Raw genomic sequence first — 12085 nt, 5'->3', positions numbered from 1 at the left:
GAGGGCAGCCTGGAGCTGGGCTACCAGGTGGGCTTCCCCTGGTCGCTGGGTGTGGGCATCAACTTCAGCTACACCACGCCCAACATCGCCTTCGACGGTCTCGACTCGGACTTCGAGGGTGGCCTCATCGAGGGCATCCAGACCCCGCCGCTGTTCCCCGGCGTGTCGATCTCGGCTGACCTGGGCAACGGCCCCGGCATCCAGGAAGTCGCGACGTTCTCGGTGGAGGCATCCAGACCCCGCCGCTGTTCCCCGGCGTGTCGATCTCGGCTGACCTGGGCAACGGCCCCGGCATCCAGGAAGTCGCGACGTTCTCGGTGGACGTGGAAGGCGCCGACGGTTCGGTCGCGGTCTCGAACGCCCATGGCACCGTCACCGGTGCGGCCGGCGGTGTGCTGCTGCGTCCGTTCGCCCGTCTGATCGCCTCGACCGGTGACAGCGTCACCACCTACGGCGAACCGTGGAACATGAACTGATCCAGCTCTGACGGAAACGGCCCCCGGTGTCATCCACCGGGGGCCGTTCTCGTGTCCGGGTGTCGGTGTCACTCCTCGGAGTGGTCCTCCCGCTGGCTGTGTGCGCCGGGTGCGGCGCCCGCGCCCGCGGCATCGGCGCGAAGCAGATCGCGGATCTCGGTCAGCAGCGTCAACTCGGTCTCGCTGGTCTCGACCTTCGCGTCCCGCTCCTTGAGCTTCTTGAACGGCAGCACGATCACGAAGTAGATCACCGCGGCGACGATGAGGAAGTTGATCGCGGCCGAAAGCACGGCATTGAGGTCGACGAACTGGTCGCCACCGAGCGGGATGCGCAAGACGCCGTACTCCGCGTCGGGTCCCGCGCCGATGCGGTCGATCAACGGTTGGATGACGTTCTGAGTGAACGCGGTGACGAGGCCGGTGAACGCCGCGCCGATGACCACCGCGACCGCCAGATCGATGACGTTGCCCCGAGCGATGAATTCCTTGAACCCCTTGAGCATGTGCATGATCCTTTCGTCGTTTCCTGTGGCTCGCTCCAGGGGAACGGTAGCGGTCGATGACCTTGTTCGGACGGCGAAACCGACCCGTCGGCCGTGCTGTCTCCGACGGCGGAGAAAGCGGCGACGACGTGGCCGGACGCCGTCGGCCACGAGCATCCGTAACGCGTGAAAATCGGTGGCCGGCTGGGCAGGCGGGGACGCGTCGGCACTGCTAGTCTTTGGAGGTCGCGAACCTACCGGGCTCCGTCCCGTCTACCAACAAAGGGGAATGCTGATGGCAGCACACGCCAAGGCGCTCACTCGTCGTGCGAAGAAGCTGGGCATCGTGGGAGCCGGGTCGTTTGCCGTCGCCGCTGCCGCCATGACGCTCGGTCTCGGCACCGCCAGCGCCGAAGTCGAAGAGGTTGCACCGTCGCCAGAGGTGACGAGCCGCGCGGCCGTTGCGGTGAACGAGGACGGCATCCGCCTCACCGACATCGGCGCAGCCCGTGGACAGGGTGGAGAGGGACGCACCGCCGACACGACCATCGTTCATGCGCAGACCAACGGTGAGAACGCCGGCGTCCGTGACTCCGTGAAAGCGGTCTCCGGCTCGGCCACCGGCCCGCTGTTCGAGGGCGAGTTCACGCCGGCCGGCGAAGGCCCGCTGACGGGCGGCGGACCCGCCCTCGGCGACTGGTGATCTGACAGTCTGACGATCCGCCCCCGGCCCTGCGGCCGGGGGCGGATTTGTTTCAGCGCAGTGCCGAATCAGTGGAAGGTCAAGGTGATCGCGTGTGTCAGCGAGGCGCCCGCCACCTCGTTGGCGTCGTGTGCCGGTAGTGCTACCAGCACCACGCGGTCGCCGGCGCCCGGGCCCTGCTGCCTCCCGGACACGAGCACCACGATCGCCTCGCCGGCCACCAGCCGTGGGCGGGCGTCGTCGCCGGGCCCTGGACCCGAATCGGGGGCGGCCAGCACGTCGACCACATCACCCGGCCGGACGAGGTCGAGCAGTGCGGTGTCGGTCAGATGCAGCGGCACGATTCGCGCGTTCGGACCCGCCGCCGACTCGGCCAGACGCGGTCCGAGGAGGCGCACGTCGGTGAGCACCTCGCCACGCCGCGCTGGTCCGGCCAGGGTCTTGCCGACGACAGCCGCGGAGTCCACCGATGCGCCGTCGGGAACTGTTGTCACCAAACGGCTTTCGACGCGCAGATCGGGGTCCGCCAGCGGCTGGCCGGGAGGTAGGTCGTGGGCGGCGACGAGGACGTCGACGTGGTCGCCACGCGGATCCGAGCGCACCGAGATCAACGCGGCCAACAGGACGAGCACACCCGCGGCGATCCGGCGTGCCGCCACGGTGCGCGACCAGTCCGGCCGCAGTGCAGCGGTGAGCCGGTCAAGCGGCCTCGGATCGAGCGATTCCCCCATCCCGCCAGGCTAGGCAGGGCGGGGACCGATCCGCGCGGTCAATCCGGCGGGCTGTGGATAACTGTCAGCTCGACGCGGCCGCAGCCGGAGCAGAACTCGACGAGCTGGAACCGGACGTCGAGCTCGAACTCTTGCCGGAGTCGCTCGAGGAGCCCGACGAGCTGGAGCTCGAGGAGTCGCTCGACGAGGAGGTGGAGCCGGCCGCGTCGGAGCTCTTCGCCGAACCGTTGCTCGTGCTCTTGGCGGCCTCGCGGCTGTCGGTGCGGTAGAAGCCACTGCCCTTGAACACCACGCCCACTTTGCCGAAGAGCTTGCGCAGCCGCCCCTCGCACTTCGGGCACTGCGAGAGCGCATCGTCGCTGAAGGCCTGCACCACGTCGAACTTGTTGTCACACGCGGTGCACGCATACGAGTAGGTAGGCAAGAAAACCTCCGAGACGGTCACAAAGTTCTTTAGCACTCTATCGTGTCAAGTGCTAGAACCGCTACGCGGCCGCCGTCATTCCGCGGTCAGCGTGGCTGGTGCGCCACACCGGTGAGGGCCAGGGCCGTGATTCGCCGGGGAGTCTCGACGAGAGTTGCGAACAGCGCCGCACGCCTGGGAAGTCGCACATACCGCCTGTTCTTGGACACGGCCTCCACGATCGCGGCAGCCACCGTTTCCCGGGGCATGTCGGCGAGCATGTGCAGCCGGTACATCCGCCGGAAGCTGTCGCGGGTCGGCGCGTAATCGTCGGCCTTCGCGAGCAGGTCGGTGGGCACCGGACCGAGTTCCACCAGCGTCGTGCCGATCGGCAGGCCCCTCAGGTCGACGCGCAAACCCCCGGTGAAGGCGGACAGCGCCGCCTTGGACGCGCCGTAGCTGACGAGGCCGGGAAAGACCGAAACGGCGGCCAGCGAAGAGATGTTGACGATGTGACCGCCGCCGCGGCTCAGCATCCGCGGAGTCGCGCGCCGGCAGAGTTCCGCCGGCGCGAGGTAGTTGACCTGCGTCACGCGCTGCAGTTCGCCGTCCGGCGCGTCTGCGAATCCCGCCGTGCTCTCGATGCCTGCGTTGTTCACCAGCACGTCGACCGGGCCGGCTTCGTCCTCGACCCGGCCGATCAAGGCGTCCACCTGGGCGGGGTCGGCCAGATCGGCGGCGTGCGCGGTGCCGCCGAGGCCGTCGGCGAGCGCCTGCAACGGCTCGGCGCTGCGTGCGACAAGCGCGACGGTCGCACCGGCTTCGGCGAACGACCGGGCCATCGCCTCGCCGATCCCACGCGACGCGCCGGTGATCAGTACTCGTTTCCCCCCGAGATCCATGGCCGAAGCGTACGGCGTTCCGATCTTGAGCGAGCGGAAAGCGCCGCTAGCCGAGCGCGGTCAGCCCGCCACGCGGAGTGAGCGCATGGGTCATCGGCACGTCGTGGGATTCGGCGGGCAGCCGGTCGACGAGTTCGTCGTCGCGGACCACCGCCGTCAGCCGGGCCGCCGGATCGGCCAGGCGCAGCGTCCGGTCGTAGAAGCCGGCGCCGCGGCCCAGCCGGGTCCCTGTGCGATCGACCGCCAGGGCCGGCACCAGCACCAGGGCCGCGGTCGCGACGGTGTCGGCGGGCAGCCATGGCGGTGGCGGTTCGAGCAGGCCGTACCGCGCCTCGACCAGGACGCCCACCCGGTATTCGCCCCAGCTCAGCGGCAGCGCGACGGCTGCGGGATCCTCCCGGGCCACCGGCAGCAGCACCCGCACCCCGAGCGCCGACAGGGCGTCGAGCATCGCGACCGACCCGGGCTCCGAGCCGACCGGCACGTACGCGCACACCGTCTGCCCCGCGACCACCAGAGCCGGAAGGTGAGCGGCCAGTGCCTGCGCGTCGGCGTCGTGCTCCGCGGCCGTCGTGGCGCGGCGAGCCGACAGGATCCGCGCGCGCAGCTCGGCCTTGGACGCAGTGGGCACGCGTCCACCATGACATCCGGCGACATCCGGCGACATCCGACAGGGTTTCAACGGCGCCGGCGCGGCTAGTGTGTCAGCGTGACTCGTCCCGAGGTGCCCATTCCGTCCACCGCGGTCGTGCCCGCCGCCGGGCTGGGAACACGGTTCCTGCCGGCCACCAAGACCGTGCCCAAGGAGCTGCTGCCGGTGGTCGACACGCCGGGCATCGAGCTGGTGGCCGCCGAGGCTGCCGAGGGAGGCGCCGACCGGCTGATCATCATCACCTCCGAGGGCAAGGACGGCGTCGTCGCGCACTTCGTCGAGGATCTGGTGCTCGAGAGCACGCTCGAGGAACGCGGCAAGGACAAGATGCTCGAAAAGGTGCGCCGCGCACCCGATCTGATCAAGGTCGAGTCGGTGGTGCAGGACGAGCCACTCGGCCTCGGTCACGCGATCGGCTGCGTCGAGAAGGTGCTCGGGCCCGACGAGGACGCCATCGCGGTGCTGCTGCCCGACGACCTCGTGCTGCCCACCGGCGTGCTGGAGACGATGTCGAAGGTGCGCGCGAAGCGGGGCGGATCCGTGCTGTGCGCCATCGAGGTCGAGCCCGACAAGATCAGCGCGTACGGCGTCTTCGACGTCGAAACGGTGCCCGACGCGGCCAATCCCGACGTGCTGCGGGTCAAGGGCATGGTCGAGAAGCCCAAGGCGGAGGACGCGCCGTCGCCGTACGCCGCCGCCGGCCGTTACGTGCTCGACCGGGCGATCTTCGATGCGCTGCGACGGGTGGAACCCGGGGCGGGCGGCGAGATCCAGATCGCCGACGCGATCGCACTGCTGATCGAGGAGGGCCATCCCGTGCACGTGGTCGTGCATCGCGGTTCTCGACACGACCTGGGAAATCCCGGCGGCTACCTCAAGGCTGCGGTTGACTTTGCGTTGGAACGCGACGACTACGGTCCCGAACTGCGGGAGTGGTTGATCGAACGACTAGGGCTGACCCGACCGTAGGCGAGCACTGCTCCACGGCACGGCCCGCGGATGGCAGAAAGGCGTGTTGTGCGTTCGGTTGAGGAGCAGCAGGCCCGGGTGGCCGCCGCCGCGGTGGCGCCCCGACCGGTGCGGGTGGCCATCGCCGAGTCGCAGGGCCTGATGTGCGCCGAGGAGGTCGTCACGGAACGGCCGATGCCGGGGTTCGACCAGGCCGCGATCGACGGGTATGCGGTGCGCAGCGTCGACGTGCTCGGCCTCGGCCTCGGTGATCGGCCCGGCGCCGACGACGAGGACGGCGAACGCGAGGTCAGCCTGCCGGTGATGGCGGAGATCGAGGCGGGAGCGCGCACGCCCAGCCGGCTGCAGCCCCGCCAGGCCGCGCGGGTGCAGACCGGCGCTCCGATGCCGACGCTCGCCGATGCGGTGCTTCCGCTGCGCTGGACCGACGGCGGTAAGAACCGGGTGCGGGTGTTGCGCGGCGTCCGCTCGGGGGCCTACGTGCGCCGCACGGGTGACGACGTGCAGCCCGGCGACGTCGCGGTGCGCGCGGGCACGATCATCGGCGCCGCGCAGGTCGGACTGCTCGCCGCGGTGGGCCGCGAGCGCGTGCTCGTCCATCCGCGGCCGCGGCTGACGATCATGTGCGTGGGCGGCGAACTGGTCGACATCTCCCGCACACCGGGCAACGGCCAGGTCTACGACGTCAACTCCTATGCGCTCGCCGCCGCCGCCCGCGACGCGGGCGCCGAGGTGAACCGGGTCGGCATCATCGACACCACCGATCCCGCAGAGTTGCGGGAGATCGTCGAGGGTCAGCTCAACCGTGCCGAGGTGGTGGTGATCGCCGGCGCGGTGGGCGGCGTCGCGGCCGAGCAGGTGCGCGCCGTGCTGTCCGAGCTCGGCGAGATGGAGGTGACCCGCATCGCCATGCACCCCGGGTCGGTACAGGGCTTCGGTCAGTTGGGCCGCGACGGTGTTCCGGTCTTCCTGCTGCCCGCCAATCCGGTCAGCGCGCTGGTGGTGTTCGAGGTGATGGTGCGGCCGCTGATCCGGCTCTCGCTGGGGAAGCGCGCGCCGATGCGCCGCGTGGTGCCTGCTCGCACTCTGTCGCCGATCACGTCGGTGGCCGGCCGCAAGGGATTCCTGCGCGGGCAGCTGATGCGCGACCAGGACACCGGCGAATATCTGGTGCAGGCCCTCGGCGGCGCCCCTGGATCGTCGTCCCATCTGCTCGCGACGCTGGCTGAGGCGAACTGCCTGGTGACAGTGCCGGCCGAGACCGAGGAAGTCCGCACCGGCGAGGTCGTCGACGTGGCATTCCTGGCGCAGCGCGGCTGACCGGCAGGCGATGAGTTTCCTGCGTGCGAGTCCGATACATCCGGGCTGGCCGACGCCGGCAGGGCCGTTGCGGGTGCCCGCCGGAGTGGTGCGGCTGCGTCCGATCCGGCTGCGTGACGCCGCGCAGTGGAGCCGGCTGCGGTTGGCCGACCGGGCGCAACTCGAACCGTGGGAGCCGACGGCGGCAGTGGATTGGCAGGTGCGACACGCGTTTTCGTCGTGGCCGACGGTCTGCTCGAGTCTGCGGGCCGAAGCGCGCAGGGGCCGGATGCTGCCGTACGTCATCGAGGTCGACGGCCAGTTCGCCGGACAGCTGACGATCGGCAACGTCACCCACGGCGCGCTGCGGTCGGCGTGGATCGGGTACTGGGTGACAAGCCAGCGCACCGGCGGGGGAGTGGCGACCGCGGCGCTCGCGCTCGGTCTCGACCACTGCTTCGGCCAGGTGATGCTGCACCGTGTCGAGGCGACGGTGCGTCCGGAGAACGCCGCCAGTCGCGCGGTGCTGGGCAAGGTGGGTTTCCGCGAGGAAGGTCTGCTCAAGCGATATCTCGAGGTCGACGGCGCCTGGCGGGACCACCTGCTGGTGGCGATCACGATCGAGGAGATGAACGGGACGGCTGCGGCAGCGCTGGTGCGCAGTGGTCGCGCGCACTGGGCCTGACCGATCGGCCGCCGACTTCTGCACGAGGGCTGTGTTGTCGCAGCGATCGCGACCCAGATGTGGAACTGGCGCGCATATCCGTGACGCGTGTGACACGTGTTACTCGTGGTGCTTGTATCCTGCGAATTACAGGTGTGTAATTGTCCTCGGCGCGTCATCCCCGGACGCGCTGGTCACGGACCTAGCCTGAACGGGGAAAGGAGCCGGCGTCATGCCAAGCATCCCCCAATCTCTTCTCTGGATTTCTCTCGTCGTGCTCTGGCTCTTCGTGTTGGTTCCGATGTTGATCAGCAAGCGCGACGCGGTTCGCCGCACCAGCGACGTGGCGCTGGCCACGCGGGTGCTCGACACCGGACGCAGGTCGAAGCTGCGGCGCAGCGGTCCGGCCGCCGGTCACAACAGCGACCCGCACTGGCAGCCCGAGGAGGACGACCTCCAGGACCTCGACGACCACGACGAACTCGACGAGCAGAAGGCCCGGCCGCAGCGTGCGATGGTGCTCGCGGCCGCCGCCACCACCGTCGATGAACCCGACTATCTCGACGTCGACGTCGTCGACGAGGCCTCCGGCGCCCTCCCGGTGGGCAGGTCAGTGATCGACGAACCCGAGCTGCCGCTCGAGTTCCACGCCCCCGAGCTGCCGCTCGAGTTCCACGCCCCCGAGCCGGTGGTCGCCGAGGCAGCCGCCGACGTGGCGGAGGCCGCCGAAGACGACGCCATCGAAGACGACGCCATCGAAGACGAAGCCCTCGAGGACGAGGCCGAGGACGAAGAGGTCGACGAAGACCAAGCCGTCGAAGCGGAAGCCGACGACGAGTTCGACGGCACCGACGACGAGTACGAATACGTCGCCGACTCCTCCGGTCTGGAGGCGCCGTCGGAGTCCGACCTGCACGTCGCCGACTCGATGAGCGCCGCACGCCGTCGCAGGAACGAGTCGAAGACCGCGGCCGCGGTCAGCGCCCGCAAGTACCGGTTCCGCATGCGGATGCTGGTGTCGATGGCCGTGGCGATCATGGCGTCGGCCGCCGTCGCATACCTCGCCGCGCCGTGGGCGTGGTGGCTCTGTGCGACCACCGGCGCCGTCACGCTGATGTACCTCATGTACCTGCGCCGCCAGACCCGCATCGAGGAGCGGCTGCGGCGCCGGCGGGCGCAGCGGATGATGCGATCGCGGCTCGGCGTGGAGAACGCCGAGGACCAGAAGCTCGACGTGGTCCCGGCTCGACTGCGGCGCCCGGGTGCGGCGGTGCTGGAGATCGACGACGAGGATCCGGCGTTCGAACACCTCGACTACACGTCATTCGCCCGGCACTACGATCTGCCGCGCGCCGCCGGCCAGTAGTCGATTTTCGGCACTCGCGGCGCGACTGGTAGCCTTTGTCTCCGCAAGGGGCTATAGCGCAGTTGGTAGCGCGTCTCGTTCGCATCGAGAAGGTCAGGGGTTCGATTCCCCTTAGCTCCACAGAGTATGTGCAGGTCAGACGTCCGACTGCGGCCGGTCGGCGCCCCTGTTCTCTGACGAGCATCCCCACGTCCCGAGTGCATTCCCTGTGCCGTCGAGGAGCACAACGACGTCATCCGCTTCGCGTTCGGAGTGGCCGGACAGCGACCGGATCCGCAAGGCGCTGCTCGAATACCAGCAGGCGGCGTTGACCGAGTGGGACGAGAATGCCAAGGGCAACTCCTATCCCGAGGCTGCCGAGGCGTTGACGCGACTCTATGCGGCCTACGAGGAGATCCAGGCCCGAACTGACGCGCAGAAGACCGTGCTCTCAACCTCTTTCAGCAATCTGGACAGCCTCAGCCAGGCCCGGACGCAGCGAGTGCTGCAATCGCGCACGGACGTCGGCCCGGCCGTGGTCGCTGTGGGCGGTCATCTGGCTGACCAGTGTCCTGCTCCTGATGTGCGCGATCATCTACGACGTCGAGAAGCCCTCCACGCACTACTCGATGGTGGCGATCCTGGGCGTGCTGGTCGCGGTGAACCTGTTCCTGGTGATGGAGCTCTCGCACCCGTTCCTCGGCGACATCGGGACGTCCTCGGAGCCGCTGAGAGAGGTCATCTGGCGCTGTCGTAGAAGCGCCGAGAAAGGGCCTACGCAGCACGGGGGCGCTGCCCGTGGCGCCGCTCTCCGCCGACGGGGAATGCCCGAATATCCCGCTGTGTTGGTGACTCACGCGCGACAATATTGACGCGCGTTGCGAATCGTTGAAACATGAAGAATTAGCCCTGCTAAGCTCAAGGTCGGGTCATCTCTCGTCGCTCCGACCCGGAGTCTCGGGATCCGCTGTGCCGCATACGTTTCGGTATGCGTTTCGGTGTGCGATGGAAAGGGTCGAGGGTGGGTGATCAGTCCGCGCGGCTCGCGTCGCTGCCACCTGTGCCCGACAACCCCCTGCCGTTCGCGCAGCGGGTACGTGCCCTGCGGTCGTTTCACACCGGCATAGAGCAGTTGCGCGACGCAGGCGGCCCGGTCACCCGATTCACGGTCGGACCGCGGTGGCTGATGCCGCCCGTCGTCGCGGTCACCTCGCCACAGGGGATCCGCGACATCCTCAGCAACAAGGACGGCTCGATCGACAAGACCACCCGGGTGTTCACCGAGTTCTGCCGGGTCATCGGTGGCAACCTGTTCGATCTGCCCCACGAGGCATGGCTGCCGCGGCGGCGCACCCTGCAGCCCGTCTTCACCAAGCAGCAGGTCCGCAGCTTCGGCGGGCACATGTCGGCGGCCGCCGAGTCGGTCGCGTCGACCTGGCGCGACGGCGCCACCATCGACCTCGACGCCGAATGCCGGACGCTCACCCTTCGCGCGCTTGGGCATTCGGTGCTCGGCCGCGACCTCACCGACCACACCGACGAAGTCGCGGACCCGCTGCGGATCGCGGTCACCTACGTCGCTGACCGCGCGCTGAAGCCGCTGCGGACGCCGGCGTGGCTGCCCACCCCGCGGCAACGGCAGGCCAGGGCGGCCAGCGCGACGCTGCACCGCCTGGCCCGCGAGATCCTGCACACCTGCCGCGCCGACCCCACCACCGACGCTCCGCTGGTGCAGGCGCTGATCGCCGCGACGGATCCCGAGACCGGACAGACCCTGTCGGACCGCGAGATCGCCGAAGAACTCATCGTGTTCCTCTTCGCCGGGCACGACACCACCGCGACGACGTTGACCTATGCAATGTGGCAGCTCGGCCGGAACCCCGACCTCCAGAAGAAGGTGGCCGCCGAGGTGGACGCCCTGCCCGGCCGCGAACTCGAACCCGGCGACATCGCCGATCTGCCGTACACGGTGCAGGTGCTGCGCGAGGCGCTGCGGCTGTGCCCGCCCGGGCCCACCGGTTCGCGGATGACCACCCGCGACGTCGAGGTGGGCGGCTTCCGGGTGGAACGCGGCACCATGCTGATCTTCGGCCGGATGGCCGTGCAGCGCGACCCCACACTGTGGGACGACCCCCTCACGTTCGATCCCGACCGGTTCACGCCCGAGGCGATGAAGAGCCGCGACCGCTGGCAGTACGTGCCCTTCGGCGGCGGTCCGCGGTCGTGCATCGGAGACCACTTCGCCATGCTGGAGGCGACTCTCGGGCTGGCCACCTTCATCCGGCGCGTCGAGGTGACCTCGCTGGGTGACGACTTCCCGGTAGCGGTGCCGTTCACGATGGTCGCCGACGACCACATCTGGGCGCGGGTCCGACGCCGCGAGTCCGGGGCGTCCCGGTGAGCGTCGACGACGACGGCCTCAACGTCTACGCCGCCCATCTGCTCGATCCCGAGGACTCCGCCGACCGGGCGATGCTCGACCGGCTGCGCGCGGACCCCCGCATCGAGTTCCTCGACCGGCGCGCCCAGCAGCTCGACGATCTGCACCGGCTGCGGCCTGCGCCCGATGCGGCCGTGCTCGACGAGCCCGGCCGGTGGGCGTACTTCCCGTGGCGGCGCAGCGTCGCCGCAGTGCTGGGACCGAAGGCCTTTCGCGCTGTCCGGCTCGACCGCAACCGCAACATCATCACCGCCGCCGAGCAGCAACGGCTCGGCGCACTGCGCATCGGCGTGGCGGGACTCAGCGTCGGCCACGTCATCGCCCACACGCTCGCCGCCCAGGGCCTCTGCGGGCGGCTGCATCTCGCCGACTTCGACGGGCTCGAGCTGTCCAACCTCAACCGGGTGCCCGCCACGGTGCTCGACCTCGGGGTGAACAAGGCCCACGTGGCGGCCCGCCGGATCGCGGAGGTCGATCCGTACCTGCCGGTCCGCGTCTTCGAGGCCGGGCTCACCTCCGAGACCGTCGACGAGTTCCTCGACGGGCTGGACATCGTTGTCGAGGAATGCGATTCGCTGGACATGAAGGCGGTGCTCCGGCTCGGCGCACGGGCGCGTGGGATCCCGGTGGTGATGGCCACCAGCGACCGCGGGCTGATCGACATCGAGCGGTTCGACCTGGAACCGGACCGCCCGATCCTGCACGGACTGCTCGGCGAACTCGACGTGTCGCTGCTGCCGGGCATGAGCAGCCGCGACAAGGTCCCGCACATCCTGCGCCACCTCGAGGCGTCGCGGTTGTCGTCGCGCACCGCGGCGTCGCTGGTCGAGGTGGACCGGTCGATCTCCACCTGGCCGCAGCTCGCCGGCGACGTGGCACTGGGCGCCACGGCGCTGGCCGAGGCGGTACGCCGGATCGGGCTCGGCGAGGAGCTGCGGTCCGGCCGGGTGCGCATCGACGTGAGCGGCGCGCTCGACCGGCTCGCCGAACCCGAGATGGCCCGCCGGGCCCCCGAGCCG

Annotated in this window: 13 protein-coding genes, 1 tRNA gene and 2 pseudogenes; 11 read left to right on the top strand and 5 right to left on the bottom strand. The window is 69.7% G+C overall.

Annotation, left to right across the window (positions count from 1 at the left end; translation table 11 throughout):
- A pseudogene (locus H7I41_RS10575) lies at positions 1–476 on the top strand (MspA family porin); the annotation flags it as partial.
- A 68-nt stretch (positions 477–544) separates the two neighbouring features.
- On the opposite strand, the gene mscL reads toward H7I41_RS10575, so the two are convergent.
- Positions 545–979, bottom strand: coding sequence for a large-conductance mechanosensitive channel protein MscL (gene mscL / locus H7I41_RS10570; RefSeq protein ID WP_264012532.1), 435 nt, complete (start codon positions 977–979; stop codon positions 545–547).
- A gap of 274 nt (positions 980–1253) precedes the next feature.
- Here mscL and H7I41_RS10565 point away from each other — a divergent pair, with 274 nt between their 5' ends.
- A complete protein-coding gene (locus tag H7I41_RS10565) occupies positions 1254–1661 on the top strand; it encodes a hypothetical protein (protein WP_264012531.1) in 408 nt (135 codons plus the stop codon).
- A gap of 68 nt (positions 1662–1729) precedes the next feature.
- On the opposite strand, the gene H7I41_RS10560 is transcribed toward H7I41_RS10565, so the two are convergent.
- The 4 genes from H7I41_RS10560 to H7I41_RS10545 all read right to left on the bottom strand — a co-directional run bounded on the left by H7I41_RS10560 (position 1730) and on the right by H7I41_RS10545 (position 4364).
- Positions 1730–2392, bottom strand: coding sequence for an SAF domain-containing protein (locus tag H7I41_RS10560; protein ID WP_264012530.1), 663 nt, complete (start codon positions 2390–2392; stop codon positions 1730–1732).
- A 64-nt stretch (positions 2393–2456) separates the two neighbouring features.
- On the bottom strand, positions 2457–2816 hold the full coding sequence (locus tag H7I41_RS10555) for an FmdB family zinc ribbon protein (protein WP_264012529.1): 360 nt from the start codon (positions 2814–2816) through the stop codon (positions 2457–2459).
- 86 nt (positions 2817–2902) lie between these two features.
- Entirely contained in the window at positions 2903–3697 is a 795-nt protein-coding gene (locus tag H7I41_RS10550; protein ID WP_264012528.1) for an SDR family NAD(P)-dependent oxidoreductase, read from the bottom strand.
- A gap of 46 nt (positions 3698–3743) precedes the next feature.
- On the bottom strand, positions 3744–4364 hold the full coding sequence (locus tag H7I41_RS10545) for a 5-formyltetrahydrofolate cyclo-ligase (RefSeq protein WP_372503724.1): 621 nt from the start codon (positions 4362–4364) through the stop codon (positions 3744–3746).
- Positions 4365–4406: 42 nt separating this feature from the next.
- Here H7I41_RS10545 and H7I41_RS10540 point away from each other — a divergent pair, with 42 nt between their 5' ends.
- From H7I41_RS10540 to H7I41_RS10505, 9 genes and pseudogenes are all read left to right on the top strand, one after another.
- Positions 4407–5318 carry a UTP--glucose-1-phosphate uridylyltransferase gene (locus tag H7I41_RS10540; protein WP_264012526.1) on the top strand — a complete coding sequence of 304 codons (912 nt, stop codon included), beginning with the start codon at positions 4407–4409 and terminating at the stop codon, positions 5316–5318.
- Between the two features lie 48 nt (positions 5319–5366).
- Positions 5367–6638: a molybdotransferase-like divisome protein Glp gene (glp, locus tag H7I41_RS10535; protein WP_264012525.1), complete on the top strand. Its 1272-nt coding sequence runs from the start codon at positions 5367–5369 to the stop codon at positions 6636–6638.
- 10 nt (positions 6639–6648) lie between these two features.
- Positions 6649–7302, top strand: a complete 654-nt coding sequence (locus H7I41_RS10530) for a GNAT family N-acetyltransferase (RefSeq protein WP_264012524.1) — start codon at positions 6649–6651, stop codon at positions 7300–7302.
- Positions 7303–7513: 211 nt separating this feature from the next.
- The gene (gene sepX / locus H7I41_RS10525; RefSeq protein ID WP_264012523.1) at positions 7514–8647 is read left to right on the top strand and encodes a divisome protein SepX/GlpR; all 1134 of its coding nucleotides are present in this window, start codon (positions 7514–7516) and stop codon (positions 8645–8647) included.
- Positions 8648–8694: 47 nt separating this feature from the next.
- Positions 8695–8767 (top strand) — tRNA-Ala (locus H7I41_RS10520).
- Positions 8768–8855: 88 nt separating this feature from the next.
- Positions 8856–9098, top strand: a pseudogene (locus H7I41_RS30460) (hypothetical protein); the annotation flags it as partial.
- Positions 9099–9207: 109 nt separating this feature from the next.
- Positions 9208–9498, top strand: a complete 291-nt coding sequence (locus tag H7I41_RS10515; protein ID WP_264012522.1) for a bestrophin-like domain — start codon at positions 9208–9210, stop codon at positions 9496–9498.
- 149 nt (positions 9499–9647) lie between these two features.
- Positions 9648–11027, top strand: coding sequence for a cytochrome P450 (locus tag H7I41_RS10510; protein WP_264012521.1), 1380 nt, complete (start codon positions 9648–9650; stop codon positions 11025–11027).
- Positions 11024–12085 (top strand): Rv1355c family protein (locus tag H7I41_RS10505; protein ID WP_264012519.1); only part of this gene is annotated, 1062 nt, incomplete at its 3' end. The genes H7I41_RS10510 and H7I41_RS10505, both read left to right, overlap by 4 nt.

The organism is [Mycobacterium] manitobense (assembly GCF_025821665.1).
Classification (GTDB): domain Bacteria; phylum Actinomycetota; class Actinomycetes; order Mycobacteriales; family Mycobacteriaceae; genus Mycobacterium; species Mycobacterium arseniciresistens.
This window is presented reverse-complemented; position numbering and strand designations above follow the sequence as displayed.

Bases quoted from the DNA above. Each gene is read 5' to 3' on its own strand.
- mscL (WP_264012532.1), bottom strand. From the start codon at position 979: ATGCTCAAGGGGTTCAAGGAATTCATCGCTCGGGGCAACGTCATCGAT.
- H7I41_RS10565 (WP_264012531.1), top strand. From the start codon at position 1,254: ATGGCAGCACACGCCAAGGCGCTCACTCGTCGTGCGAAGAAGCTGGGC.
- H7I41_RS10560 (WP_264012530.1), bottom strand. From the start codon at position 2,392: ATGGGGGAATCGCTCGATCCGAGGCCGCTTGACCGGCTCACCGCTGCA.
- H7I41_RS10550 (WP_264012528.1), bottom strand. From the start codon at position 3,697: ATGGATCTCGGGGGGAAACGAGTACTGATCACCGGCGCGTCGCGTGGG.
- H7I41_RS10545 (WP_372503724.1), bottom strand. From the start codon at position 4,364: ATGTCGCCGGATGTCGCCGGATGTCATGGTGGACGCGTGCCCACTGCG.
- H7I41_RS10530 (WP_264012524.1), top strand. From the start codon at position 6,649: ATGAGTTTCCTGCGTGCGAGTCCGATACATCCGGGCTGGCCGACGCCG.
- sepX (WP_264012523.1), top strand. From the start codon at position 7,514: ATGCCAAGCATCCCCCAATCTCTTCTCTGGATTTCTCTCGTCGTGCTC.
- H7I41_RS10515 (WP_264012522.1), top strand. From the start codon at position 9,208: ATGTGCGCGATCATCTACGACGTCGAGAAGCCCTCCACGCACTACTCG.